We start from the raw sequence: 23,467 nt of genomic DNA, 5'->3' as shown, positions 1-23,467 counted from the left end.
TACGGAAACCATTATCTCCTTTTTTACGGAGGATGTTTTACGAAAAAACTTCGAAAAAAACTCAATATTTTCATTGACATTATTATACTGAAATGTTATCATATACAAGTATGCCGCACAATGAGGTTTAAAAGATTTGACGGTTGTCAAAGCACCGAAGTTGGCGAGTAATGATAATAGGAGGTGCCATATGTACGCGATTATTGCAACAGGTGGTAAGCAGTACAAAGTAGCTGAAGGCGATATCATTAAAGTAGAAAAACTTGGTGTTGCTGCTGGTGAAACAGTAACATTCGACCAGGTACTTGCAGTAAACAACGGCGAATTAGCTGTAGGTTGCCCAACTGTAGACGGAGCGAGCGTAACTGCTTCTGTCGTTAAAGAAGGCAAAGCTAAAAAAGTTATCGTTTACAAGTATAAGAGAAAATCTGGATACCATAAGAAAAATGGTCACAGACAGCTTTATACTCAGGTAAAGATCGAAAAGATCAACGCTTAATAAGACTATGATTAAAGCAACTGTATTTCGGGATTCTGATCAGGTATATAGAGGAATTGATATTGCAGGACATGCCGGTTATGCGGAGTCCGGACAGGATATCATATGTTCCGCTGTTTCAGCACTGGCTTTAAACATGTATAATTCTGTAGAAGCTTTTACAGAGGATGCGTTTGAAGGTTCGGTGGAAGAAGAGACGGGACGCTTTCTATTCCAATTTACAGAGGATATCAGTTTAGAATCAAAACTCCTTATGAACTCATTAGTTCTCGGTTTAGAGAATATTCAGAGTGAATATGGAAAACAATATATTATAATCCGTTATGAGGAGGTGTAAGTTATGTTAAAAATGAACCTTCAATTATTCGCTCATAAAAAAGGTGTTGGTTCTACCAAGAACGGTAGAGATTCCGAGTCTAAGAGATTAGGCGCTAAGAGAGCAGATGGTCAGTTCGTATTGGCTGGTAATATTCTTTACAGACAGCGTGGTACTAAGATTCATCCAGGTATCAACGTAGGTCGCGGTGGAGACGATACATTGTTCGCTACTGTTGACGGTGTTGTAAGATTTGAAAGAAAAGGCAGAGACAAAAAACAGGTTTCTGTTTATCCAAGAACAATCAACGAATAATTTGAGTGGCTTCATACTTATGACTAGTATGAAGCCATTTTTCGAATAAGGTGGTGAGTTTATGTTTGCCGACAGCGCAAAAATATTTATTAAGTCCGGAAAAGGCGGCGATGGCCATGTCAGTTTCCGGAGAGAATTATTTGTCCCCAATGGCGGCCCCGACGGCGGAAATGGTGGAAAAGGCGGCGATATCATATTTGAAATTGACGATGGCCTTAATACTCTTACCGATTTTCGTCAGGTTCGCAAGTACGTTGCCAAAGACGGCGAACAGGGTGGTAAGAAACGGTGTCATGGTGCCAATGCATCCGATTTGCTGATTAAAGTGCCGGAAGGCACTGTTATCAAAGATTTTGAAACAGGCAAGGTAATAGCCGATATGTCAGGTGAAAACCGCAGAGAAGTCATATTAAAGGGCGGAAAGGGCGGTCTTGGCAATATGAACTTTGCTACACCGACCATGCAGGCCCCCAAATACGCTCAGCCGGGACAATCCGGGCAGGAGGTATGGGTTCAGTTAGAATTAAAAGTGATCGCTGACGTGGGATTAGTTGGATTCCCCAATGTGGGGAAATCAACGCTGCTTTCCAGAGTCAGCAATGCAAAACCTAAGATTGCCAATTATCATTTCACAACTTTAGATCCTCACCTCGGCGTGGTGGATTTAGACGGCGGTGCAGGGTTCGTGATGGCGGATATTCCCGGATTAATTGAGGGAGCATCTCAGGGAATCGGTTTAGGCCACGATTTTCTGCGTCATATCGAGCGCACGAAAGTTCTGATTCATGTTGTAGACGCTGCATCTACGGAAGGCCGTGACCCGATCGCCGATATCAATGCGATTAATGCGGAGTTAGAGGCGTATAATCCCGAGCTTTTAGAGCGTCCCATGGTAATTGCTGCGAATAAAACCGATGCAATCTATGCGGAGGATGAAGATCCGGTTGAAAAACTAAGGGCTGAATTTGAACCGAAGGGAATCAAAGTTTATCCGATATCCGCAGTAAGCGGAAAAGGAATCAAGGAACTGCTCTATGCAGTTTATGAACTCCTGCAGTCCGTTGACCGCACTCCGGTTATTTTTGAAAAAGAATTTGATGTTTCTGAGCTTGGCTCTGATCTCAATCTTCCCTACACAATCGAAAAAGATGATTCCGGTGTCTATGTTGTGGAGGGTCCTAAAATTGATAAGATGCTCGGTTACACCAACCTTGAAACGGAAAAAGGATTTTTATTCTTCCAGAAATTCCTGAGAGAGACAGGTATTCTGGCTGAACTGGAAGAAGCTGGTATTCAGGAAGGCGATACGGTTCGCATGTATGGCCTGGAATTTGATTATTACAAATAGGAGATATTATGACTAGTAAACAAAGAGCTTATTTAAAAGGGCTTGCTATGACAATGGAGCCGATTTTTCAGATCGGCAAGTCCAGCGTAACACCGGAGATCACAACGGCAGTTGATGAAGCTCTGGAAGCCCGCGAGCTGATAAAGCTGACAGTTTTAAAGAACTGCCTGGACGACGGCAGATCGATTGCAGAAGTGCTGGCAGAGAGAACACATTCTGAAGTAGTACAGGTGATCGGTAAAAAGATCGTACTCTACAGAGAAGCAAAAGATGCCAAAAAGAGGAAAATTACATTACCTAAATAAAGGGGATTGTATACCTATGTCGAATATTGGAATCATGGGCGGAACCTTTGATCCAATCCATAACGGACATCTGCTGCTGGGCCGGCAGGCGTATGAAGAATATGGATTGGATCAAATCTGGTATATGCCATCCGGGCGGCCACCGCATAAAACAGACCATAAAGTTACCGATATAAAAGACCGTTGTGAAATGACAAAATTAGCGATTAAACAATATCCTTATTTTGTCTTTTCTGATTTTGAAGTAAGGCTGGGCGGGAAAAGTTACACAGCCCGGACGCTGGAACTTTTGAAAAAAGAATATCAGGAAAACACCTTTTATTTTATCATAGGTGCGGATTCGTTATATCAGATTGAAACATGGTATCATCCGGAACTGGTAATGAATCAGACTACTTTGCTCGTTGCCGGCAGGGAATATGAACACAGCCACTTAACCATTGATGAACAGATTAAATATCTGATGCAGATCTATGAGGCAAAGATTTACCGGCTGCATTGCCCTGAGATGGATGTATCATCGGCTCAGCTGCGGGAGATGATACGGATGGGGAAATCCATATCCAACTATGTTCCCCCCTCTGTAAATGAGTATATCAGCGCATACCGCCTGTACTCCAGCCATTCTGAATAGAGGAGGCAAAATAAATGGACAGTCAAATATTGGCAATCCGCGAAAAACTAAAGGATAAATTGGACCCAATGCGCTATGAACATTCGATCAGTGTATCTTACACCTGTATGAATCTTGCGATGCGCTATGGGTATGATATGGATAAGGCTGAATTGGCCGGTCTTCTGCATGACTGTGCAAAGCGTTACACCGATCAGATTATTATCCAAAAATGTGCAAAACATAAACTTGAATTAACCGAAGATGAGCGTCAGGCCCCGGCCGTTCTGCATGCCAAATATGGAGCCTGGATGGCCTGCAATAAGTTTGGAATCTCTGATCCTGAGATTCTGAATGCAATTGCCTGTCATACGACGGGAAAGCCGGATATGAAGTGGCTGGATCTGATTTTATATATTGCAGACTATATTGAACCCAGAAGGTACAAAGCGGCTAATCTGGCGGAAATGAGAAAATTAGCTTATGTAAATCTGGAAGATACTGCTTATGAAATATTAAGCTCTACTTTAACTTATCTTAAAGGTAAGGGCAGTTATATAGATTCCATGACCTTAAAGGCCTATAGCTATTATCAGGCATTAAGGAGCACTCAGGAAGGAGAATAGCATATGAATGACTCAAAAGATATGGCAAAATTAGCTGTAAAGGCTTTAGAAGAGAAAAAGGGTGAAGATATCAGAATTATCGACATCCGCAAAGTTTCCGTTCTGGCAGATTATTTTATTATCTCCCATGGCAACAATGTGAATCAGGTACAGGCTATGGCCGATAATGTTGAAGAGTCTTTGGGAAAAGCGGGATATATCAGCAAACAGACAGAAGGCTATGGAAGCGGCAACTGGATTCTTATGGATTACGGTGATATCATCGTTCATGCATTTAATAAAGAAGACCGTCTATTCTATGATCTGGAGCGAATTTGGAGAGACGGATCCATCGTAGAATCGATCTCAGACTTGAATTAAGAAAACAGCAGACAGAACACTTTTTAGAGTGCGAGTTAACATAATATATTTATGTTAACTCGCATTTTTTAATTGTCAATTACATTCCTAAACGGACTAAACCGATTACTTTTCCCTGTATCTTCACATCATCCGCTATAATGGGTTCCATGGAATCATTCTCAGGCTGGAGACGGTAATGACCGTCTTCCTTATAAAACCGTTTGACCGTCGCTGAATCATCTAAAAGGGCAACTACAATATCACCGTTATTCGCAGTGGGCTGCATGGAAACAATGACCTGATCGCCATCATATATGCCGGCATTGATCATACTTTCACCTTTTACCTTCAGCATAAACAATTCCGTATTGGGAAGCATGTCTACCGGAATAGGAAAATAGTTCTGTACATTCTCCTCCGCCAGGATTGGCTGACCGGCGGCTACCGTTCCAACCAAAGGAACATTCACAATTTCCCGTCTTGTGAGATTGAAGCATTCGTCTATAATCTCTATGGTTCTTGGCTTTGTTGGATCTCGTCTTATGTAGCCGTTTTTCTCCAAAGTTTCTAAATGAGAATGAACAGAAGAGGTGGATTTCAGTTGAACCGCTTCACAGATCTCACGCACGGCAGGCGGATATCCCTTCTTCAAAATAGTTTCTTTAATATATTCAAGGATTTCCTGTTGTTTCGCAGTAATCTTGCCTTGTGCCATATGGAGACCTCCTAAAATCAGATTTATATTTAATATACTAACATATGTTCGATCAAAATGCAAACCTTTGTTCGAAAAAAATGGCAAAATATGTTGACAAACACACGTTCGAATACTATAATAGAGTCATGAGCAAAGAACATACGTTCCCGATAATATGTTCGACAGGAGGGCATTCATATGAAAAAGACTTTATTATTTTTAGCACTTATTGTAATACTAGGGTCCAATTTTTTTGGTAATTCTATTTTGAACGTTATGGCAGAAGAAGCATCCGGTGCAGATATTCATCCATATTATAAAAGTATCCAGATAGAAGAGGGTGATTCTCTTTGGAAGATTGCCCAGAAGTATAAAAATCAGAGCGGAATGAGCACTGTCCAATATGTCAACGAATTAAAAAATATTAACCGGTTAAAAGATGATACCATTCATGCCGGACATTATCTGACCGTGGTTTACTTTTCCACAGAGCCCATTACAAATTAACTTCATATTCCATATATAATAAATGGGATGCTGAAGAAAGCAGTCTTTGTCAGCATCCCATATCCCATACAATTTTTATCTTAGATCCAAATCATCATCTTCAAAATCGTCCGAATCTCCATGTTCCATACACACGTGACCGTTCTGTCCATAAAACTCTTTTCCCACAACATTCCGTTTCTGGCGGCTGTCCTCAACCAATTCAGATATCATACTGCGTACTTTGACAGGTTTTGATATATTTTGCAGAACAATTTCCGGAGTATGATCCACTTTGGCCTTTATGATTATAGAGCCGGTGCCAAACAATTTTCCGCCCAAGGACTGTTTTAATGTAATATCCACAATCCGGTATAAGAGAGTTTCATCTAAAGTAGTATTGAGTAAACCGCTTTGAATCATCAAACGGTCATTCTGAATATAATATTTAGTAAAACTCCATGGAAACCAAAGATGATGTTTTCTGTCTTTCCATATGATTGCATCTTTATTTTCTTCCATAATTAATCCCTCCTAATCTTTTAAACGCTCTTACAATTTCTCTTATTATAGCACAGACTTTTCCATCCGTCCCCAATTTATTAGTTAAAAATAAATCAACTATTGTGTTCTTACCGATCGGAATCTTCCCTTAATTTTACCGCATTTCTGGCACTGCGGCGGCGTTCGTCTTCAAGAGCCGCATAATGCCGTTTGGTTGTATTGACATCTGAATGTCCCAATACATCTGCAACCAGATAGATATCACCGGTTTCTCTATAAAGGTTTGTACCATAGGTGCTTCTTAATTTATGAGGCGTAATCTTCTTTAAAGGGGTTACTATTCTGGCATATTTTTTTACCAGGTTTTCGACGCTTCGGACATTAATCCTTTTTTTCTGAAGGGAGAGGAAGAGAGCATCTTCATGCCCGTTTTCAGGTGTTATATGTTCTCTTTCTTCTAAATAATCATAGAGTGCCTGCTCAACCTCACTTCCAAAATAAACAGTAACCTCTTTACCGCCTTTCCGGTGGATTCGGATACCGCCATTTTTAAAGTCAATATCCTGAATATTCAGCCCAACACATTCAGAAACACGAATGCCGGTTCCCAGAAGCAGGGTGAGTAATGCCAGATCACGTATTTTTGTTTTATCATGAAACTTTTTCTGCTTTTCCGTAAGATTATCGCCAACCTCTACTTCATCTAAGAGAAGGGCCACTTCATCAATATCAAGGCGGATAATTTCTTTTTCATGGAGTTTAGGGAGTTCCACTAAGGCGGCCGGGTTGTTTTTTATCATTTCCTTCCGGTAATAATAATTGTAAAAGCTTTTCAGAGAAGAGATCTTTCTCATAATTCCCCGCTCTTTATTAACGATTTCGTGATTCTGTTCATTGAACCGGTATTTTAAATACTCCATATATTCTTCTAAATCGGACACAGTTATCCGGTCTAAATGGGAAAGTGAGATATCCATAATATCAACTTTACTGATAAGTGGATTTTCCTTTTTTAAAAAATCGAAAAAAACCTTTAAATCATATGCATATGCAATTCTTGTTCTGGATGAGGTTCTTGGTTCGATTCCTCGAAAAAAATCGGAGCAGAAGGGTGGAAGCTCCTTGATTTGAGATCGGAGTTTTAAGGTGTTTTCCCGGTCTTTTTGTTCATGATAGGGTAAATTACTCATTCTTTTCACCTCCAAGAGAATCTGTTTCCGATATTTTTAAAGGCCAGCCATCAATTTTTCCATTTAAGATGGCACGAAACATACGGTCTTTTGAACCGTTGTTTTCATCCTCTATCCTATTAGTTAATTTTTTAACATATTCTCGTTTCGTATGTCCATCCACAGGGCATGGATTTTTACATACTGGTAATTGATATTTGTTTTTAAAACTGATAACTTCAGATTCTGAAACATATATTAATGGCCTGATAACCGTCAAATCTGTTCGATCTAAATAGGTATATGGAGAAAATGCATAAAAGCGTCCTTCATAGATTAAAGACAATAACATGGTTTCTATTAAATCATCCTTGTGATGGGCATAGGCAATTTTATTACAGCCTAATTCCTTAGCAGCTTGGTTGAAGGTTCCTTTACGTAATTTCGCACAAAGGGCGCAGGGATTGGATTCCTTACGGATATCAAACAATATTTTTCCTATATCAGTAGAAATGATGGTATATGGAACTGATAATCGCTCACAGAGCATTTTAACAGGCGTTAAATCAAAATCCTCAAAGCCTAAATCGACAGTAATTGCTGTAATGGTAAACCTTTTAGGATAAAAGCGCATCAGGCCGTGTAAAGCGTATAACAAAGTCAGGCTGTCCTTGCCGCCGGATAATCCGACAGCAATATGATCGCCGTCCTCAATCATCTGATATTCATCAATTGCCTGCCTGGTTAAACTGAATAGTCGTTGTAATTTCATTGAATTGTAATAATGGTTCTGAAAACCAAAATCCTCCTTTTTTACCACTATCTATTCGTTAAAGTAGACTTTCGCGAATAGTTGGTTATATAACACTCTTATTCTATCAAATTACTAACAGTAAATCAAACGAATTTTTTATTCTTTTATTTTAGATATTTCGATTCAAATTATTCCGTCAGCATTAGCTTATCGATGAAATATCCCTATATATAATCGCAGTCCATAAAACTGTACAAAGAAAGACATCGAACAATCCAATCAATCTCAGATGGACATGTCTGATGTCTTTCTATAATAACTCTATTTTTAATACGCTGATTTGGTTAAAATCCCGGCCCCTTAGAAGGGTTGTCTCCAGGAGAATTATTTGCATTCTCACCAGGACCATTTCCAGGACCGTTATTTTCAGGCTTTGGAGAATCTGAGCCTGGACCAGTTTTATCGGGGGCTGCAGTGGTCTTTTCTGTTTCTGTTTCTTTAGGACTTTCCTGAGGTTTGGACTCCTTTGTTTCACTTGGTTTTGTTTCGGCCTTGCTCTCACCGGTTTCTTTCTCATTCTTGTCATCCAAACCGATTCCCGGGCCGACTTCGCTTTCAGACTCCGGTTCCGTTGTCTCCGGTGCTTCTGTCGTTTCTTCTGTACTGCTTTCCTCTTCCGTCACAGTTTCTTCTATCATTGGTTCTGTTTCCGGAGGGGCAGTTTCCTGAGGCGCAGGCTGCGCATTATTTTCTTTTTTTCCGCCTCCTGAGGATGGATCTTTTCTTCCCGTTTCCGTATCCTTTCCCGCTTCTCCCATTCCGGTTTCTTTGGCAATGTGAGCACTGATGGATTTGACCTCGGAGGACGGTTTAAAGTCCTGTTCTCCAAATAAGAATTCATGGAGCTGTATCACATTGCTTTCCAAGGTCAGCGGTATGACTGAATCACGTTTATTGATTTTCATTTCCGCATGTGCGAATGGGAAGCCGCTGGTTTCTCCAATATGATACTTTTTAACATTCTTTGCCATAGGAATTATATCATCAACACCAAAGTTTGTGGATACCTGTGGAAATACGGTAACTAAAATATTGTTTAACACCGCAAAGTCCGCATTTTTAGCCTTTTCCATGGCGAGCGAAATAACTTTCCTCTGTCTGGCCGTACGGTTAAAGTCAGTATCCATAAGTCTTAATCTGGCATAGGCAACTGCCTGAACTCCATCCAGATGGTTCATTCCCGCACTGGCTAAGTGAACGGAGGCAACGCCTGTCGATTCTACTGTTTCGGTAATAAAGGAATTTATGTATTTAAATTCGCTGTCCGATATTTCCAGATTGATGCCGCCTAAAATATTGATTGTGTCCGCTACTGCTTTCCAGTTAAAAGTTACATAATCATCGATATCTAAATCCAGATTCGTATTTAAAGTTTTTAATGCCTGCTTAGGCCCTCCTTTAAAATACGCCTCGTTCATTTTAAAATATGTGCCGTCGTCATCTATTCTTAAATATGTATCCCTGAACACCGATACCAGTTTGATCTCTCCTGTTTCTTTGTTAATGCTGCAGATCAGATCTACGTCTGCTAACGCACCTTTTCCAAGATTACCGTCCCGGGAATCCACTCCGAATACCGCTATATTCCAATAACCGGTATCCTTTTTAAAGAAACGGTAAACAGAAACCAGTAAAACAGCCAGAACTACTAATTCAACAGCCAGGATAATCCTCTTTTTACGGCGTCTTTTCTTACGGGACGAACGGATCTCTCTGTGCATGTCATCTTTACGGCTGCGGGAAGTCCTTCTTCTTGGATCAATGTCGTAATCATCTTCATCCAGGTCTTCAAACACCTGTTTTTTAACCGCCTTTTTTCTATAACGCTCCGGATTTTTCTGCCTGTCCCTCATACGGTCCAGTTCATCTTTATATTCCATGTTACATGACCTCTTTCTTCACTTTCTTGTTTCTGCAAAGCCACAGTATATTCTAACAGAAATTGTCTTCTCATTTCTTGCTTTTCTCTTAATATTACATTACCTATGGTATAAGAAATCAATCTAAAAGGGCTCTGAAATAGGGCCAGTCCGGATGTTTTGCGCTTATCATAACATTTCCGCCATTTTGATCGCTGCTCTCATGAATTACGATCATTTCCCCGGTTTCGGACCAGGCTAAAAACATGACCACATGGGCATTTTCTCCTAACCGCACCATAATATCACCAGGCTTTAATTCTTCCGGCGAAATTCCCCGCCCGATTTTTGATAGCCCCTCCGTTCCCTGATATGGTAACGGCTGGCCGGTAGCTGTCCAATAAACCCAGTTAATCCAGCCGGAACAGTCCAGTCCTTTTAATACCCGTCCCTGGTCGTCGGGAGCTACATTCAAACCAAAGGAATTACCCTCATATCCCTCTTTTGAGGGCTTTCCACCCCAGTAGTAAGGAATCTTACCTACTGATTGGAGAGCGGTCTTAATGACGCGTCTGCGTTCTTCTGTGGTGTCTTTGGGCATCATATTCATATAGATTCTGATTTCTGCACCTGACAACGGCATTCCGATAGCGGCTTCACGGCTTACATTCAGGCCGTAGGCAGTTTCCCAATCCTGACGGCTGATATATTGGGCATAAACCCGGTTATAAAGATCCCATCCCTTCCAGGAAGAAGACTCCTGTACCGCGCCATCTTCATCTTTTGGAAGGAATCCGGCCACATTGGGATTAAGCGTGAATAAACCGTTTTCCTCCTCTATTCCTTTGATTATCAGGTTGAGATTGAGATCGATATGTCCTGGACAGTCCAGCGCTTTTGCTGCCTGATTTTCTTCCTCTTCAGATGCCAAACCTTCGTCAGAAGTGGCCGCAGATTCTGATGATTCCGATGAACTCATTGATTGTTCCGATGAACTCTCTAATTGCTCCGCCTCTGAAAGCATTGTTTCCGTCTGTTCTCCGGCTGTTTCATCTGTCATGTCCCCGCCTTTCAAAGCTCCCTCTACTGCAGAAGTCTCCTTTTCAACAGAATTTTCCAAGGAGTTTTCCGCCAGGCTCTCTTTATACTGGGCGATTAAAGCATCTCTTCCAGGTCCTTCAATCGATAATATCTCTTCCGGTATTTTTCCATACTCTTCCTCTGAAAAAACCGCTCTGCTCTCTTCTGCTTTCTCCTGGCATCCGTCACAGTAGTAAACACCGCTCATGCTCAGCGTATAACTGTGGGACTGTTCCCATAGAAGCCTGGAATATTCACGGAATAAATCCACGTTATCAATCCCGTTGTAGTAGCCGTAAACGCTGGACAGAGCCAAAATCTCCTTTACATTGGAATAGACATCGATAGGATTTCCATCTCCGTCGCAGACGGTTACATTGATATTCTCCCAGGAATTTACTGTCCAGGTGGAAGGATCTTCCTTTTTGTGTTCCGGATCTTCCGGATTATAGTTTCCCATAACCGTTTCAGGCGTCAGCCCTGTTTCCGCTGCCAGCTGCTTCGGGGGTTTGTCAATTATCTGATATAAATTATGAAACCACAGGGAATCGCCTTCAGACAATTCCGACAAAATCATCTCTGCAGCGCTTATTTCACTGCCGCTGTCTCCCGGCTGCATAAGAAATGCCATGTTGAGAGAGGCAACAGAATCCCTGTGAATCTGCGTTTCCTCAATCTCCGGTACCGCATTGGAAGAAGTCGCCTCATCCTCTGCATCTGATGGAGTTGCAGAGGATGGTGTTGCAATTGCCATATCCTGTGTAAAGCCGGACGGACTGGCCGGTATTCCTATATGATCCGCAAAAGCCGCTGCGCCAACCCCTGCAGCCAGCATAAAAAGTGCGCTTATTATTTGTGTTTTTCTGCTGTCATTTGTCATGTTTTTTACTTTCCCGAATTTATTTATTATGTAGAATAATAAGTACTTTGTTCTTAACTCTATGAATATATCATATTTATAAGAGAAAATACAGAGAAATATTTTAATTGACGGATCGAAATTCAGGCGCTATAATGGTCTAAATCTATGTCAGGGAGGAATAGATTCCTAATAGCAAAGCTAAGCGCCATGCACCAGGTAAGGGATCGTGAACAATAACAGCCGTTATTGCCATTGCCAGGTTAACGAGGTGAAGAGTTTATCGAAAATTCGGCGGATGCTCTTCCATGCCGGTTTCGGGCGTGTTATATGCTGTGAAATATGTGGGTGACTGCAAAATAAACTCGGCATAACCGAAACGATTCAGATATATATGCTGCCATTTTTAGTTGTTTGAACTTGTGACAGCTTATTTTAATTTGCCTATTTTTACTATTTTTACCGTACAGCTGCAGATATGGCAGCTGCAGCCGGTGACAACAACGAAATCAGAGATTGGAGAATAAAAATTATGTGTGGAATTATAGGATATACAGGCCCTTTGGATGCAAAAAAGATATTGCTGGACGGTTTATCAGGTCTTGAATACAGAGGCTATGACAGCGCAGGAATCGCCATGTTTAATATGGATTCCCGAATTGAATTAATCAAACACGTCGGAAAGGTATCCGTGCTGAGAGAATCTTTGGAAATGAAAAAGGGAACGTTTCACTGTGGAATCGGACATACACGTTGGGCCACCCATGGAGGCGTTACGGATGCGAATGCTCATCCCCATCAGGCCGGAGCCGTTACATTGATTCACAACGGAATCATTGAAAATTATCACCAGTTAACCCAGGAGTTTCAATTGGAAGATAAACTTCAGTCACAGACAGACAGTGAGGTTGCGGCTTGGGTTCTCAATGCCCTGTATACCGGCGATCCGCTGGAGGCCATCAAGAAGCTGACCGGTTTGCTTGAGGGCTCCTATGGCTTCTGTATCATGTTTAAAGACCGTCCCGGTGAAATCTATGCGCTTCGCAGCGTAAGCCCTCTGGTGGCCGCATATACGCACTCAGGCGCAATGATCGCTTCCGACCTCACCGCACTGATTCCATATACCAAAGAATACTTTGTGGTTCCGGAAGACTGCATTGTCCGCATGACCCCTTATAAAGTGCGGGTTTATGATATGGGCTTTAATAAAGTGGAGCCGGAGCTTCTGAAGGTGAACTGGAATATGGACGCAGCGATGAAAAACGGCTTCCCTCATTTTATGCTGAAGGAGATACACGAACAGCCGGAAGCGATGAAAAATACCATCCTTCCCAGACTGAACAAAGGGCTTGCCGATTTTACGGAAGACCATATTCCGGATGATATTTTTCTGAAATGCAGTAAAATCCACATAATTGCCTGTGGTACGGCCATGCATGCCGGCATGGTTGCCAGAGCCTTGATGGAACCCCAGCTGCGTCTGCCCGTTACGGTTTCTATCGCCTCGGAATTCCGTTATGAAGAGCCGTTAATTGATGAAAAAACATTGGTCATTATCATCTCACAGTCAGGTGAAACCATTGACACTTTGGCCGCGTTACGGCTGGCGCATGAATGCGGCTCCACTACCCTTGCCATAGTCAACGTAAAGGGCTCTACCATTGCCAGAGAAAGCGATTATGTACTTTACACCCATGCCGGCCCGGAGATTGCGGTTGCCAGTACCAAAGCCTACTCTGTCCAGTTAGCCGCCCTGTATATGATTTGCTGTAAGATGGCGTACACACGCGGTACATGCACCAAGCAGGAAGCTTCCGATTTCCTTTCCGGCCTTATGGATGCCATACCGGCTATGGATGTGATGATCAGCCAGAAAGAAACCATTAAACGCCATGTAACCACCCACCTGATCCATCATCAGGATGCATTTTTCATTGGCAGAGGCCTTGATTACGCTTTTTCCTTAGAGGGTGCATTAAAACTGAAGGAAATCTCTTATATTCATGCAGAGGCCTATGCGGCCGGTGAATTAAAACACGGTACCATAGCTTTGATCTCAGAAGGGATTCCTGTCATAGCTATTGCTACCCAGGATAAGGTATTTGCTAAAACGATTTCCAATATCCGTGAAGTAAAAGCAAGAGGAGCTTTTGTAATTCTTCTGACAAAAGACAGTGCGATCGTAGATGAGGGTGTTGCAGACCTTCATATCAGAATTCCTGATATCGATGATAAATTTACCGTATTTCCAATTGCGGTTGCCCTCCAGTTGATCGCTTATTATGCCTCCATTGGCAAAAATCTGGATGTGGACCAGCCCAGAAACCTGGCTAAATCGGTGACTGTGGAATAGCAAAACATGAAAAAGCTCCCTGAGGAAGAATCCTCACAGGAGCTTTTTCATTGATATTATTAATTATTTCTGATGTTGTTTTTCGTATTCCTGTTTGGTCTTTGCAAAGTCGATAATCATCTTAACGGCTCCATCGATGCCGACTGCGCTGCTGTTAATGCACAGATCATAGCTCTTAGCATCTCCCCACTTCTTGCTGGAATAGTAATTATAATAGCTGGAACGCTTCTTATCGGTCTTTACCATGGCGTCTTTTGCATTGGATTCCGTCATATTATAAACTTCTTCCATTCGTTTCATCTTCTCCGCCTCATTGCCGCAGATGAAAACGGTAACCGTATTGGGCCTCTCTGCCAGTGCATAATCTCCGCACCGTCCGACGATAACACAGGACTCTTCCTCTGCCAGTTTCTTGATGGTGTCAAACTGTGCTAAAAATACTTTGTGGTTGATTGGCATATCCATATAGCCTGATGTTGTATAACCGAGAGAATAGGTATCCATAACAAGCGAATACAAAAAGCTGCTGGTCGGTTTCTCATCGTGAGTTTCAAATAATTCCTCACACAAACCGCTGTTCTTAGATGCCATGGCTAACAACTCCTTGTCATAGCATTTAATGCCTAATTCTTCGGCCAGCTTCTGACCAATCGCACGTCCACCGCTTCCACACTGACGTCCTATTGTAATAACGAGTTTCTCATTCATAAATACCGCTCCTTTCAGTAATACAAGTTGTCTCATAACTGATCTTATATAATATATTATACATCAAAGTATCAGAAAAGTATATAAACATAAGTGAGAAATCCGTCTATTTTTCTATTTTTAAAACAAATCATTGATTTTCCAGCTTTAGCAACAGGTTTTGAAAGTATTCCGGAAGGTCTGCCTTAAACTCCATATATTCACCGGTCCTTGGATGTATGATGCCCAAAACACCGGCATGAAGGGTCTGCCCCTGAAGCTGGAACGGGCATTTGGCGGGGCCGTAAACCTGGTCTCCTAAGAGCGGGTGGTGAATGCTTGCCATATGAACCCTGATCTGATGGGTTCTGCCTGTTTCCAGCTGGCACTCCACATAGGTGTACTGTCGGAAGCGTTTCAGCACGCGGTAATGGGTTACCGCATCGCGCCCGTTCTTATAATTAATGCTCATTTTCTTCCGTTCCGTCGGATGGCGTCCAATTGGAGCGTTTATCGTCCCTTCCTCTTCTTTTATCACGCCATGTACAATCGCATAATATTTTCTGGTAATGGAATGCTCTTTCAGCTGGTCCGCCAGCGAATTGTGGGCCATATCATTTTTACACACGATCAGAACTCCGGTGGTGTCCATATCGATCCGGTGCACGATTCCGGGGCGCATTACTCCGTTAATGCCGGATAAATTATCTCGGCAGTGATCCATCAGCCCGTTTACCAACGTGCCGCTGTAGTGGCCGGCGGCCGGATGAACCACCATACCCTTGGGCTTATTGATCAGAATAATATCGGAATCTTCATATATAATGTCCAGATCCATCTGTTCCGGCTCGATCTCCGGCTCCACCGCTTCAGGAATCTCCAGATCGATTATATCTCCGGGAACCACTTTATAATTGCTCTTAACCGCTTTCTGGTTGACTAAAACGGTCTCTGATTTTAAAAGCTTCTGTAAATAGGAACGCGATATATCCCCGCAGGCCTGAGTAAGATAACGGTCAATGCGGGTTCCGGCCATATCTTCTGCAACGGTCAGCTGTTGTTTCAAGTTCAGGCTCCTTTCTTCTTCCAGGAAAAGAACGCCAGGTCCTCTTCTGAATACCGGAAGAATAGGAGAATCAGAAGCAGAGCGGTTGCAATGGTCACATAGCAGTCCGCCACATTAAATATGGGAAAGTTAATCAATTTGAAATAGAGAAAATCCACCACATATCCCTGGCTGACCCGGTCCACCATGTTGCCCAATGCTCCTGATAAGATCAGCATCATGCAGATTTCCAGCGGAAGGTATTTCTTATCTGTGGGCATTTTATAAAGGGTGTAGGCCACCAATGCGGCCACCACAACAGCCACCAGGAAAAAGAACCCCTGTCTTCCGGAAAGCATTCCCCATGCCGCGCCGTCATTGGTAGAATAATGCAGCTCAAACACTCCGTCCCACAATACAAAAGGCGGATTATCAGACAGGTGCAGCACTGCCATCCATTTCGTCCATTGGTCAAATGCAACTGCCAGGACCGTTCCGAGCAAAAACCATATTATATGTTTTGTTTTATGCATGTTAAAAACTCCTTATTCCGTAATATATTCCAGCCCGCTTTTCATCTCTTCTTCTGTAACAGACCGGTCCACATAAGCGGCTCCAATGCTGTTTAGCAGGATAAATTTGATGACGCCCGCTTCCATCTTCTTATCGTTTTTCGTGGCTTTTATCACCTCATTTGGGTCCGGACCGGCAACGGAAACCGGAAGATCAAAATACTGCATCACATTCTGAAGCTGTTCCACTTCCTCAGCGGAAATCAGCCCGCGGACCGAAGAGATATGGGCAGCCGCCAGACAGCCAACCGCCACACAATGTCCATGCAGCATCCGGAAATTCATCAGTTTTTCAATGGCATGGCCGAGGGTATGGCCGAAATTCAAGAGCGCGCGTTCCCCTTTTTCTTTCGGATCGCCTTCCACAACCTGTTTTTTGATCTGGTCGCTGATATAAATCATCTCTTCGCATATGGCCAGATCCCGCCTTTTAATCTCTTCTGAATGCTCAGACAGCCATAGATAGTATTCCCGGTCTTTAATCAAACCATGTTTAATAATTTCCCCCATACCCGATGCAAACTGCGCCTTTGACAGGGTGAGCAATGTTTGAATATTCGTATAAACTAATTTAGGCATATGAAATGCTCCTACCATATTCTTGTAGGAGTCGAAATCCACGCCTGTTTTTCCGCCGATGCTGCTGTCTACCTGGGACAGCAGGGTGGTTGGAATCTGAATAAAGTCCACACCGCGCAGATAGGTTGCAGCACAAAAGCCGCACAGATCGCCTACCACGCCGCCGCCAAGAGCTACCAGCATATCGTTGCGGTCGTAGTGAAATTCGATCAGGCGGGTATATAAATCCCTTACCGTATCCAGATTTTTATTCTCTTCCCCGGCTGGGAAGATGAAGGAATGCACTTCCTTACAGCATTCTTTTAATATCTGTGTAACCTCTTCCAGATAGAGATCAGCCACGTTGGAATCCGTAACAATACACAATTTCTTTCCGGCGGTTCCAAGGCCGGTTACCCGCTCTTTCAGCTTTTCAAAGGAAGGCTCCAACACAATATCATAAACAGGTTCCTCATTCATATGTACAGTCAATATTTTAGACATAAAACACCTCATTCTGCCGTTTAACGGCTCTGATATAAGAAAGCAAACAATCATTCCGGTTCATCTCCTGCTGTTCTCACGGACCTGACATCCAAAGAGGAACCAGCAGGATACGGAAAATTGTCTGCTCTTACACTAACTCATATGTTATAAGCGAAAATTAAGGCCGGAAACATCCAGCGTGCCATTATTCAGTAAATCGGTAAAATCACCTGATAATTCCACGGATTCCGGTGTTGCAATAAATATGTAATTGGAGATCTTCTGAAGATTTCCGTTCATGGAATAGGTTGCGCCTGAAGTAAAGTCAATGATTCTCTGAGCAATTTCCATATGCAGGCCTTCCATATTCAAAACTACCGCTTTTCCGGCCAGCAGATAATCGCAGATCTCTCTGGAATCTTCAATGGAAGTTGGTTTTATAAGGGATACTTCCATCCCGCGTTTCATCGGAACTACTTTATTGGACCGGCCTAAGAAGCGGGGCTTTACCGGCTCCGGGAGATCGTCGCCGTCGTAATAATCATCTTCATCTCTTTTACTAAAAATCCCTCTTTTGACCGTTTTATCATCATCGTATTCATCATCTAAAAAATAGTCATCATCTTCTCTATCGTTTAAACGCATTGTGTCCATAATCTTTCCTAAAAGACTCATATACCTTTACCTCTCTACTCTTATCTTGCACCGAAAATTCCGGTGCCAACTCTTACCATGGTTGCGCCTTCTTCAACCGCCACTTCATAATCGCCGGTCATTCCCATCGAAAGCACACTCATAGTAACATTATCAATGTTTTTACTTTTCATGTCAACATAAAATTGATTTAATTTTCTAAAAATTTCACGATTTTCTTCCGGATCATCGACAAACGGAGCAATCGTCATAAGACCGCATATTTTCACATGTGGATAATCCTTAATTTCTCTGATTGCGCTTTCTGTATCCTCCATAAAAAAGCCGTATTTGCTTTCTTCACGGGCTACATTGACCTCTAAGAGTATGGGAACCGTTCTGTTCTTTTTACAGGCTTCCTCCTCAATCTGATAAGCCAGTTTGAGGGAGTCCACCGAATGAATCAGGCAGGCTTTATCAATCACTTGTTTTACTTTATTTCTCTGAAGATGGCCGATCATATGCCATCTGAAATCTTCCGGAAACTGTACCGATTTTTCCAGAATTTCCTGTACTTTATTTTCTCCAAAATCCCGTATTCCAACATCTGCGGCTTCTTTAATTAATGACGCAGGCTTTGTCTTGCTGACTGCTATTAATGTGACTTCCTCAGGATTTCTGTTGCTGCGGCGGCAGGCGTCTTCAATGCGTTTTTTTACCTGAACAATATTCTCTGCAACCATATATTTCACTCTCCTATTGATAGATTAATACGCCTTCCTTTTCAATAATGCTCGCATCCAATACAATGTGGTCATAGACAGACAGGCCGTATTTCATGTTTTTCTTTACCGTACAGTACTCATCATTGGAATCCAGTACTTCAATCTGTTTAAATACTGAGTAGCCTTTGTTGATGTTGTATACGCCCTCTAAAGACGCAGTCTGCCCTATCTGGTACCGGTCCGTGGAGTTGGGCTTTACAATATAATCTCCGGCCGTAAATGTGCCGTCTTCGGCTGAATCGATATAGTAAAATTCGTCCGTAGCGTAATACAGGGTGGTCGGAATGAAAACAGCAGATGTTCCGGTCTCACCATAAGTCTCCTTGAAAAATCCTGTTTCCGAACTATCGCCTCCCTGAGCCAGATATTCAATTGGAACCAGATAAAAATCTTTCTTTGTGATGGCGCTTACAGGAATTTTCAGACCTGAAACTTTATCCGACAGGATTTCAAAATCGATATAGCGGTCCGATACAAACTCCACCATATATTTGTTGAAATCCAGTTTTCCGTATGCTTTACCGTCCGTTCCCGTGATCCTGGAAAATGCTCCTGTAGTTACCAGATCATGTCCGGTAAAAGAAACCTGAAGAGTTTTCTTATCCGCAAATGCGGTGATATCTTCCTCCGACATAGGAAATACAAGAGACCAGGAATCCGATGTGATCACTTTATAGACAGGCGCTTCTTTATCAATCAGCCCGGTCTTTGTGATCGCCTTGGAATAATTAGTCCGGTCAAATACCGCTTCCGAAATGCCGCTTTCCGTCAGGTCTTCATAGGAATCGATGGCATAGGAAATCACTCCTGCCTGATCCGCCCGTACCTGCTGGAAGCTGATGCCCTTTTCCTTCATTAACGTATCCATATTCTCCATGGAACTGAAGTTTGAATATTCCAAAACGGTTGCTTCCAATGTATATTTTGCATCGTATACGGAACTGAATTTATCATCCGAATAAGAGAGACTGAATGCAGACAGCTGCTTTTTTATATCGGAGAGGCCTTCAGAACTCATTCCGGTTCCTTCATCCGCATGCTCCTCTAAAAAAGCGGCCAGCGCCCCCGTCTCGTCGATGGAATAGATGCTTGTCCCAACGGATGCCCGCTTTCCTTCCCGGACGTAATAATTGATATATCCGGCCCGGTCCGTATACTTGGTTTGTTCTTCTCTCAGCGCAATTCCCGTATAGCTCTTGTCGTTTACAATGCTGCCTTCCACGACTTCGTAAAACTGCACCTTCTCTTTTCTCATATATGTATAAACGCTAAATGCCATATAGACAAAAATCAAAGCAAAGATAATCATTCCCACATTGATATTTAAAGGCTTACGATAGCGCACAATTTTCTTGTTTTTTTTCTTCGCCATGAATGAAGCCTCCTTCCTTTTAGTATTATAAGAGGAATCTTATAAAAGTTCAAGCACAACAAAGAGGTTCATTTCCCCACATGGAAAAAGGGACTGAAGTTCAGCCCCTTTTCTCTATGTATATTATAATGAAATAACCACATCTTTCTTTGCATTCTCAGGAAGTTCATCCGCATCCATGGAAACACTCAGCACGAATGTTATGTGATACTTTTCACTAATTCTTTCCAATTCAGCCACTGTTTCCGAAATATCTTTCCCTTCCAGACAGGAAAGCTTCAGGAAACTGTCTAAGAACATCATCTCTAAATCATGATCCTGTGAAATAATTCCACAGATAAAACCTAAAAATCCTTCACTACAAGTAATCGAATATTCATGCACATTAATTAACCGGATCTTATTGCTTAATTCATACATATGTTTGGAACTTTTGTCTAAATAAACGATCGAGCCCTTGGAATCTTTTATAGCTGCATTTGCCTTGTCCAGCAAATGCTTTGTTTTGCCCTTCCCCTTATTCCCTGCTATAATCTGCACCATATTAATGTCCTCCTTGAGTTTATTTAATTTGTATAAAAAGTCATTTAATATTAAAGTAATTATAGTATAAATTAATATAAAACGCAATCACTAATTGACAATTTTAGAAATTATATTTGTCATATTCTCATATAGGTTGGGACGGCTTCCGGCTTTCAATACAACCGATATATATTCCTTGTCCGATTCGTCACGGCTAGCCATAACCAGACAATAACCGGCCGCATTCGTCGTTCCGGTTTTTCCTCCGAAAACAGTTAATCCATCCGGTGTTTTCCGTTCCCCTGTTAAATACCAGTTGCCGCCTGACCACGTTTTTGAAACCGCTTCGCCCTGGCTGTTTTTATAATCCGCAGTATAGGCAGTCGTTCCGGTAACTTTTCTAAACTCAGGATATTTTAAAGCTTCATTAAACATCAAATACAAATCATATGCGGTTGTATAATGCTGCTCATCGGACAGTCCGTGAGGATTGACAAAATGAGTGCCTGTGGCGCCCAAACGCTCTGCCTCTTCATTCATCATATCGCTGAACTCTTCTATGCCGCCCGCCATGTGAACTGCAATGGCTGCGCCCGCATCGTTGCCGGACGGAAGCATGAGGCCGTATAAAAGCTGTTCCAAAGTCAAAACATCCCCAGGCTTAATCCCGCACAGAGTCGCCCCTTTTTCCGTAATTACAGCGTCTTCTGTGACCGTAACTTCATCTGAAAGACTGCCGTATTTAATGGCCAGCAATGCTGTCATGATCTTTGTAGTGCTGGCCGGATACAGACGTTCAAATGCATTCTTGCTGTACATAGCCCGGGCATCCGTAATATCAAAGAGCCCGGCGGCCTCTGAGTTAACAGAAGAATCCTCATACTGGCTTTCATCAAATACAACGCAGAGATCGGAAGCAAACGGGACGGCAAGATTTTGCGTATCTGTCTGCCCGGATGTTATAATACTGCGTTCATTAAAATCATACTGGTTCTCTAATTTCACCTTGCCCGGAGCACAGCCGGACGCAAGGCACAATGCTGCCGTTAGGCTTACTATCTGAATATAATGTTTCAATACCGGCTCCTATTTATACATTTCTCTCCATTCCAGATCACCGCGGTCAAGGGCTTTTACCAAAAGCTCTGCAGTCGCAAGATTGGTGGCGATTGGAATGTTGTGGATATCACAAAGTCGTGTTACATTGTTAACATCCGGTTCGTGGCTCTTAGGGCTGAGCGGATCACGGAGAAAGATAACAAGGTCCATCTCATTATGCTCGATCTGGGCGCCCATCTGCTGCTCTCCGCCTAAATGTCCGGCCAGATACTTATGGACATTTAAATTGGTCACCTCTTCAATTAATCTTCCTGTAGTTCCTGTAGCAAATAATTCATTTTTGCTTAAAATTCCTCTGTACGCAATGCAAAAATTCTGCATTAATTTTTTCTTTGAATCGTGCGCAATAAATCCGACATTCATCTCATATACCTCCTTTAATTAGTTGCTGATTTTTCTTTGCAGTCCAACATTTAATACAAAGCCCATCCCAATGAAGATACTCAGGAGGGAGCTAACTCCATAGCTTACAAACGGTAACGGCAGACCGGTGTTTGGAAAAATACCGGTGGCAACCGCGATATTGGCAAACCCCTGAAATGCGATCAGGGTTGCCATGCCGGTACAAATCAGTCTTCCGGCCATATCTTTGGCCCGCCCGGCCATTAAAAGGCATTCATATACCAGCAGTAAAAACAGTGCAATGACCACTACGGCTCCAATGAATCCCAATTCTTCTCCTATGATGGCGAAGATAAAATCTGTCTGCTCCTCCGAAAGGAAATTACCGTTCTTAACCGAAGCAATTGATGTATTATTAACGCCCTTACCAGTGAGCATTCCTGAGCCGATGGCCATAATGGAATTCTCCTGCTGATAATAGGCTTCTGCATACTTTTTCGGGTCAATCCAGGCCAGAATACGCCTTGCCTGGTATCCCTTTAAAAATGGAATCATCTCATATTGTAATAAATAGATGAATAAGCCTGCTAACGGCATCATAACCGCCAGAGTACCAAATATCCATTTGTAACTGATTCCTGCCGTAAACACGATGGATGCGATAATTACGACAATCACCAGACTGGTTGATAAATTCGGCTGTTTCAGAATGAGGGCAACCGGAACTGAGAATAAAACCAGTGCGATTGCCAGGATTGACGCCTGATTGATTTTCTCCTGATATTTATCAAAATACCAGGAGAAAAAAAGTATCAATCCTATCTTTACGAATTCTGACGGCTGAATCTGGCCGATCACCGGCAATGTGATCCATCTCACCGCAATTCCCTTGCTCTTACCGAATAATAATACGGCAACCAGACTGATTACGCAGACGAGATAGATAATAAAACTCAGTGATAATAACCGGTGATAATTAATCAGCGACAAAACAACCGCAATTGTCAGCCCTACCATAATACCAAAAATCTGCTTCATAACCATAGCCCGGTTCTGGTTTGTTGCGCTCCAAATGGCCGCAATTCCAATACCGCTCAGTACCAGCATATAGATGATAATACGGAAATTATAATTTTTTAATCTATAGTCAAACAACAT

General features: G+C 42.4%; 27 protein-coding genes. 10 read left to right on the top strand and 17 right to left on the bottom strand.

Annotated features, from left to right (window positions below; translation table 11 throughout):
- Positions 1-190 precede the first annotated feature (190 nt).
- From rplU to rsfS, 8 genes are all read left to right on the top strand, one after another.
- Positions 191-499 carry a 50S ribosomal protein L21 gene (rplU, locus tag C0033_RS00275; RefSeq protein WP_103225875.1) on the top strand — a complete coding sequence of 103 codons (309 nt, stop codon included), beginning with the start codon at positions 191-193 and terminating at the stop codon, positions 497-499.
- Positions 500-506: 7 nt separating this feature from the next.
- Complete coding sequence (locus C0033_RS00270) at positions 507-836, top strand: ribosomal-processing cysteine protease Prp (protein WP_103225874.1); 330 nt, start codon at positions 507-509, stop codon at positions 834-836.
- A 3-nt stretch (positions 837-839) separates the two neighbouring features.
- Positions 840-1,130, top strand: a complete 291-nt coding sequence (gene rpmA, locus C0033_RS00265; RefSeq protein WP_103225873.1) for a 50S ribosomal protein L27 — start codon at positions 840-842, stop codon at positions 1,128-1,130.
- A gap of 61 nt (positions 1,131-1,191) precedes the next feature.
- Positions 1,192-2,478, top strand: a complete 1,287-nt coding sequence (gene obgE / locus C0033_RS00260) for a GTPase ObgE (protein WP_103225872.1) — start codon at positions 1,192-1,194, stop codon at positions 2,476-2,478.
- An 8-nt stretch (positions 2,479-2,486) separates the two neighbouring features.
- Positions 2,487-2,783 carry a ribosome assembly RNA-binding protein YhbY gene (gene yhbY, locus C0033_RS00255; protein ID WP_103225871.1) on the top strand — a complete coding sequence of 99 codons (297 nt, stop codon included), beginning with the start codon at positions 2,487-2,489 and terminating at the stop codon, positions 2,781-2,783.
- Positions 2,784-2,799: 16 nt separating this feature from the next.
- The gene (gene nadD, locus C0033_RS00250) at positions 2,800-3,417 is read left to right on the top strand and encodes a nicotinate-nucleotide adenylyltransferase (RefSeq protein ID WP_103225870.1); all 618 of its coding nucleotides are present in this window, start codon (positions 2,800-2,802) and stop codon (positions 3,415-3,417) included.
- A 14-nt stretch (positions 3,418-3,431) separates the two neighbouring features.
- Complete coding sequence (yqeK, locus tag C0033_RS00245) at positions 3,432-4,022, top strand: bis(5'-nucleosyl)-tetraphosphatase (symmetrical) YqeK (protein WP_103225869.1); 591 nt, start codon at positions 3,432-3,434, stop codon at positions 4,020-4,022.
- A gap of 3 nt (positions 4,023-4,025) precedes the next feature.
- Positions 4,026-4,382, top strand: coding sequence for a ribosome silencing factor (gene rsfS, locus C0033_RS00240; protein WP_103225868.1), 357 nt, complete (start codon positions 4,026-4,028; stop codon positions 4,380-4,382).
- Between the two features lie 79 nt (positions 4,383-4,461).
- Here rsfS and lexA read toward each other — a convergent pair whose 3' ends face one another.
- On the bottom strand, positions 4,462-5,079 hold the full coding sequence (lexA, locus tag C0033_RS00235) for a transcriptional repressor LexA (protein WP_103225867.1): 618 nt from the start codon (positions 5,077-5,079) through the stop codon (positions 4,462-4,464).
- A 180-nt stretch (positions 5,080-5,259) separates the two neighbouring features.
- Between lexA and C0033_RS00230 the strand changes: the two genes are divergently transcribed.
- Positions 5,260-5,568 (top strand): LysM peptidoglycan-binding domain-containing protein, encoded by a 309-nt coding sequence (locus C0033_RS00230; protein ID WP_103225866.1) that lies wholly within the window; start codon positions 5,260-5,262, stop codon positions 5,566-5,568.
- 75 nt (positions 5,569-5,643) lie between these two features.
- Here C0033_RS00230 and C0033_RS00225 read toward each other — a convergent pair whose 3' ends face one another.
- From C0033_RS00225 to C0033_RS00205, 5 genes are all read right to left on the bottom strand, one after another.
- On the bottom strand, positions 5,644-6,069 hold the full coding sequence (locus tag C0033_RS00225) for a PH domain-containing protein (RefSeq protein ID WP_103225865.1): 426 nt from the start codon (positions 6,067-6,069) through the stop codon (positions 5,644-5,646).
- Positions 6,070-6,179: 110 nt separating this feature from the next.
- On the bottom strand, positions 6,180-7,241 hold the full coding sequence (locus C0033_RS00220) for a tyrosine-type recombinase/integrase (RefSeq protein ID WP_103225864.1): 1,062 nt from the start codon (positions 7,239-7,241) through the stop codon (positions 6,180-6,182).
- On the bottom strand, positions 7,234-7,992 hold the full coding sequence (locus C0033_RS00215; protein ID WP_103225863.1) for an ATP-binding protein: 759 nt from the start codon (positions 7,990-7,992) through the stop codon (positions 7,234-7,236). Before C0033_RS00215 ends, C0033_RS00220 begins: the two co-directional genes overlap by 8 nt.
- Before the next feature lie 326 nt (positions 7,993-8,318).
- Positions 8,319-9,914 (bottom strand): LCP family protein, encoded by a 1,596-nt coding sequence (locus C0033_RS00210; protein WP_103225862.1) that lies wholly within the window; start codon positions 9,912-9,914, stop codon positions 8,319-8,321.
- A gap of 118 nt (positions 9,915-10,032) precedes the next feature.
- Positions 10,033-11,853 carry an NlpC/P60 family protein gene (locus C0033_RS00205; protein WP_103225861.1) on the bottom strand — a complete coding sequence of 607 codons (1,821 nt, stop codon included), beginning with the start codon at positions 11,851-11,853 and terminating at the stop codon, positions 10,033-10,035.
- Positions 11,854-12,364: 511 nt separating this feature from the next.
- On the opposite strand from C0033_RS00205, the gene glmS reads away from it, so the two are divergent.
- Positions 12,365-14,185 carry a glutamine--fructose-6-phosphate transaminase (isomerizing) gene (gene glmS, locus C0033_RS00200; RefSeq protein ID WP_103225860.1) on the top strand — a complete coding sequence of 607 codons (1,821 nt, stop codon included), beginning with the start codon at positions 12,365-12,367 and terminating at the stop codon, positions 14,183-14,185.
- Between the two features lie 63 nt (positions 14,186-14,248).
- Here glmS and C0033_RS00195 read toward each other — a convergent pair whose 3' ends face one another.
- The 11 genes from C0033_RS00195 to C0033_RS00145 all read right to left on the bottom strand — a co-directional run bounded on the left by C0033_RS00195 (position 14,249) and on the right by C0033_RS00145 (position 23,467).
- Positions 14,249-14,893 (bottom strand): cytidylate kinase-like family protein, encoded by a 645-nt coding sequence (locus C0033_RS00195; protein WP_103225859.1) that lies wholly within the window; start codon positions 14,891-14,893, stop codon positions 14,249-14,251.
- A 130-nt stretch (positions 14,894-15,023) separates the two neighbouring features.
- Positions 15,024-15,908, bottom strand: a complete 885-nt coding sequence (locus C0033_RS00190) for an RluA family pseudouridine synthase (RefSeq protein WP_180994519.1) — start codon at positions 15,906-15,908, stop codon at positions 15,024-15,026.
- 32 nt (positions 15,909-15,940) lie between these two features.
- Positions 15,941-16,450, bottom strand: coding sequence for a signal peptidase II (lspA, locus tag C0033_RS00185; protein ID WP_103225857.1), 510 nt, complete (start codon positions 16,448-16,450; stop codon positions 15,941-15,943).
- Positions 16,451-16,462: 12 nt separating this feature from the next.
- Positions 16,463-17,551: a 3-dehydroquinate synthase gene (gene aroB, locus C0033_RS00180; RefSeq protein WP_103226164.1), complete on the bottom strand. Its 1,089-nt coding sequence runs from the start codon at positions 17,549-17,551 to the stop codon at positions 16,463-16,465.
- Between the two features lie 147 nt (positions 17,552-17,698).
- On the bottom strand, positions 17,699-18,208 hold the full coding sequence (locus C0033_RS00175; RefSeq protein WP_103225856.1) for a cell division protein SepF: 510 nt from the start codon (positions 18,206-18,208) through the stop codon (positions 17,699-17,701).
- Positions 18,209-18,228: 20 nt separating this feature from the next.
- Positions 18,229-18,909, bottom strand: a complete 681-nt coding sequence (locus C0033_RS00170) for a YggS family pyridoxal phosphate-dependent enzyme (protein WP_103225855.1) — start codon at positions 18,907-18,909, stop codon at positions 18,229-18,231.
- A gap of 13 nt (positions 18,910-18,922) precedes the next feature.
- Positions 18,923-20,323 (bottom strand): HlyD family efflux transporter periplasmic adaptor subunit, encoded by a 1,401-nt coding sequence (locus tag C0033_RS00165; protein WP_103225854.1) that lies wholly within the window; start codon positions 20,321-20,323, stop codon positions 18,923-18,925.
- 123 nt (positions 20,324-20,446) lie between these two features.
- Entirely contained in the window at positions 20,447-20,866 is a 420-nt protein-coding gene (locus C0033_RS00160; protein WP_103225853.1) for a twitching motility protein PilT, read from the bottom strand.
- Between the two features lie 90 nt (positions 20,867-20,956).
- Positions 20,957-21,925 carry a serine hydrolase gene (locus C0033_RS00155; protein WP_103225852.1) on the bottom strand — a complete coding sequence of 323 codons (969 nt, stop codon included), beginning with the start codon at positions 21,923-21,925 and terminating at the stop codon, positions 20,957-20,959.
- Positions 21,926-21,934: 9 nt separating this feature from the next.
- Positions 21,935-22,330 carry a methylglyoxal synthase gene (locus tag C0033_RS00150; protein ID WP_103225851.1) on the bottom strand — a complete coding sequence of 132 codons (396 nt, stop codon included), beginning with the start codon at positions 22,328-22,330 and terminating at the stop codon, positions 21,935-21,937.
- Between the two features lie 18 nt (positions 22,331-22,348).
- Positions 22,349-23,467, bottom strand: coding sequence for an FtsW/RodA/SpoVE family cell cycle protein (locus C0033_RS00145; RefSeq protein ID WP_103225850.1), 1,119 nt, complete (start codon positions 23,465-23,467; stop codon positions 22,349-22,351).

It is taken from the genome of Clostridium sp. chh4-2 (assembly GCF_002899675.1).
Classification (GTDB): Bacteria; Bacillota; Clostridia; order Lachnospirales; family Lachnospiraceae; genus CHH4-2.
The sequence above is the reverse complement of the archived record's forward strand: the minus strand, read 5'-3'. Positions and strand labels throughout refer to the sequence as shown.

Excerpts from the sequence above, each read along its gene's own strand:
- lexA (WP_103225867.1), bottom strand. The coding sequence starts at position 5,079 with ATGGCACAAGGCAAGATTACTGCGAAACAACAGGAAATCCTTGAATAT.
- C0033_RS00210 (WP_103225862.1), bottom strand. The coding sequence starts at position 9,914 with ATGGAATATAAAGATGAACTGGACCGTATGAGGGACAGGCAGAAAAAT.
- nadD (WP_103225870.1), top strand. The coding sequence starts at position 2,800 with ATGTCGAATATTGGAATCATGGGCGGAACCTTTGATCCAATCCATAAC.
- C0033_RS00230 (WP_103225866.1), top strand. The coding sequence starts at position 5,260 with ATGAAAAAGACTTTATTATTTTTAGCACTTATTGTAATACTAGGGTCC.
- obgE (WP_103225872.1), top strand. The coding sequence starts at position 1,192 with ATGTTTGCCGACAGCGCAAAAATATTTATTAAGTCCGGAAAAGGCGGC.
- C0033_RS00150 (WP_103225851.1), bottom strand. The coding sequence starts at position 22,330 with ATGAATGTCGGATTTATTGCGCACGATTCAAAGAAAAAATTAATGCAG.
- C0033_RS00220 (WP_103225864.1), bottom strand. The coding sequence starts at position 7,241 with ATGAGTAATTTACCCTATCATGAACAAAAAGACCGGGAAAACACCTTA.
- lspA (WP_103225857.1), bottom strand. The coding sequence starts at position 16,450 with ATGCATAAAACAAAACATATAATATGGTTTTTGCTCGGAACGGTCCTG.
- C0033_RS00215 (WP_103225863.1), bottom strand. The coding sequence starts at position 7,992 with ATGAAATTACAACGACTATTCAGTTTAACCAGGCAGGCAATTGATGAA.
- C0033_RS00175 (WP_103225856.1), bottom strand. The coding sequence starts at position 18,208 with ATGAGTCTTTTAGGAAAGATTATGGACACAATGCGTTTAAACGATAGA.
- C0033_RS00270 (WP_103225874.1), top strand. The coding sequence starts at position 507 with ATGATTAAAGCAACTGTATTTCGGGATTCTGATCAGGTATATAGAGGA.
- C0033_RS00145 (WP_103225850.1), bottom strand. The coding sequence starts at position 23,467 with ATGTTGTTTGACTATAGATTAAAAAATTATAATTTCCGTATTATCATC.
- glmS (WP_103225860.1), top strand. The coding sequence starts at position 12,365 with ATGTGTGGAATTATAGGATATACAGGCCCTTTGGATGCAAAAAAGATA.
- rpmA (WP_103225873.1), top strand. The coding sequence starts at position 840 with ATGTTAAAAATGAACCTTCAATTATTCGCTCATAAAAAAGGTGTTGGT.
- C0033_RS00195 (WP_103225859.1), bottom strand. The coding sequence starts at position 14,893 with ATGAATGAGAAACTCGTTATTACAATAGGACGTCAGTGTGGAAGCGGT.
- C0033_RS00225 (WP_103225865.1), bottom strand. The coding sequence starts at position 6,069 with ATGGAAGAAAATAAAGATGCAATCATATGGAAAGACAGAAAACATCAT.
- rsfS (WP_103225868.1), top strand. The coding sequence starts at position 4,026 with ATGAATGACTCAAAAGATATGGCAAAATTAGCTGTAAAGGCTTTAGAA.
- C0033_RS00170 (WP_103225855.1), bottom strand. The coding sequence starts at position 18,909 with ATGGTTGCAGAGAATATTGTTCAGGTAAAAAAACGCATTGAAGACGCC.
- yqeK (WP_103225869.1), top strand. The coding sequence starts at position 3,432 with ATGGACAGTCAAATATTGGCAATCCGCGAAAAACTAAAGGATAAATTG.
- yhbY (WP_103225871.1), top strand. The coding sequence starts at position 2,487 with ATGACTAGTAAACAAAGAGCTTATTTAAAAGGGCTTGCTATGACAATG.
- aroB (WP_103226164.1), bottom strand. The coding sequence starts at position 17,551 with ATGTCTAAAATATTGACTGTACATATGAATGAGGAACCTGTTTATGAT.
- C0033_RS00165 (WP_103225854.1), bottom strand. The coding sequence starts at position 20,323 with ATGGCGAAGAAAAAAAACAAGAAAATTGTGCGCTATCGTAAGCCTTTA.
- C0033_RS00190 (WP_180994519.1), bottom strand. The coding sequence starts at position 15,908 with ATGGCCGGAACCCGCATTGACCGTTATCTTACTCAGGCCTGCGGGGAT.
- C0033_RS00205 (WP_103225861.1), bottom strand. The coding sequence starts at position 11,853 with ATGACAAATGACAGCAGAAAAACACAAATAATAAGCGCACTTTTTATG.
- rplU (WP_103225875.1), top strand. The coding sequence starts at position 191 with ATGTACGCGATTATTGCAACAGGTGGTAAGCAGTACAAAGTAGCTGAA.
- C0033_RS00160 (WP_103225853.1), bottom strand. The coding sequence starts at position 20,866 with ATGGTGCAGATTATAGCAGGGAATAAGGGGAAGGGCAAAACAAAGCAT.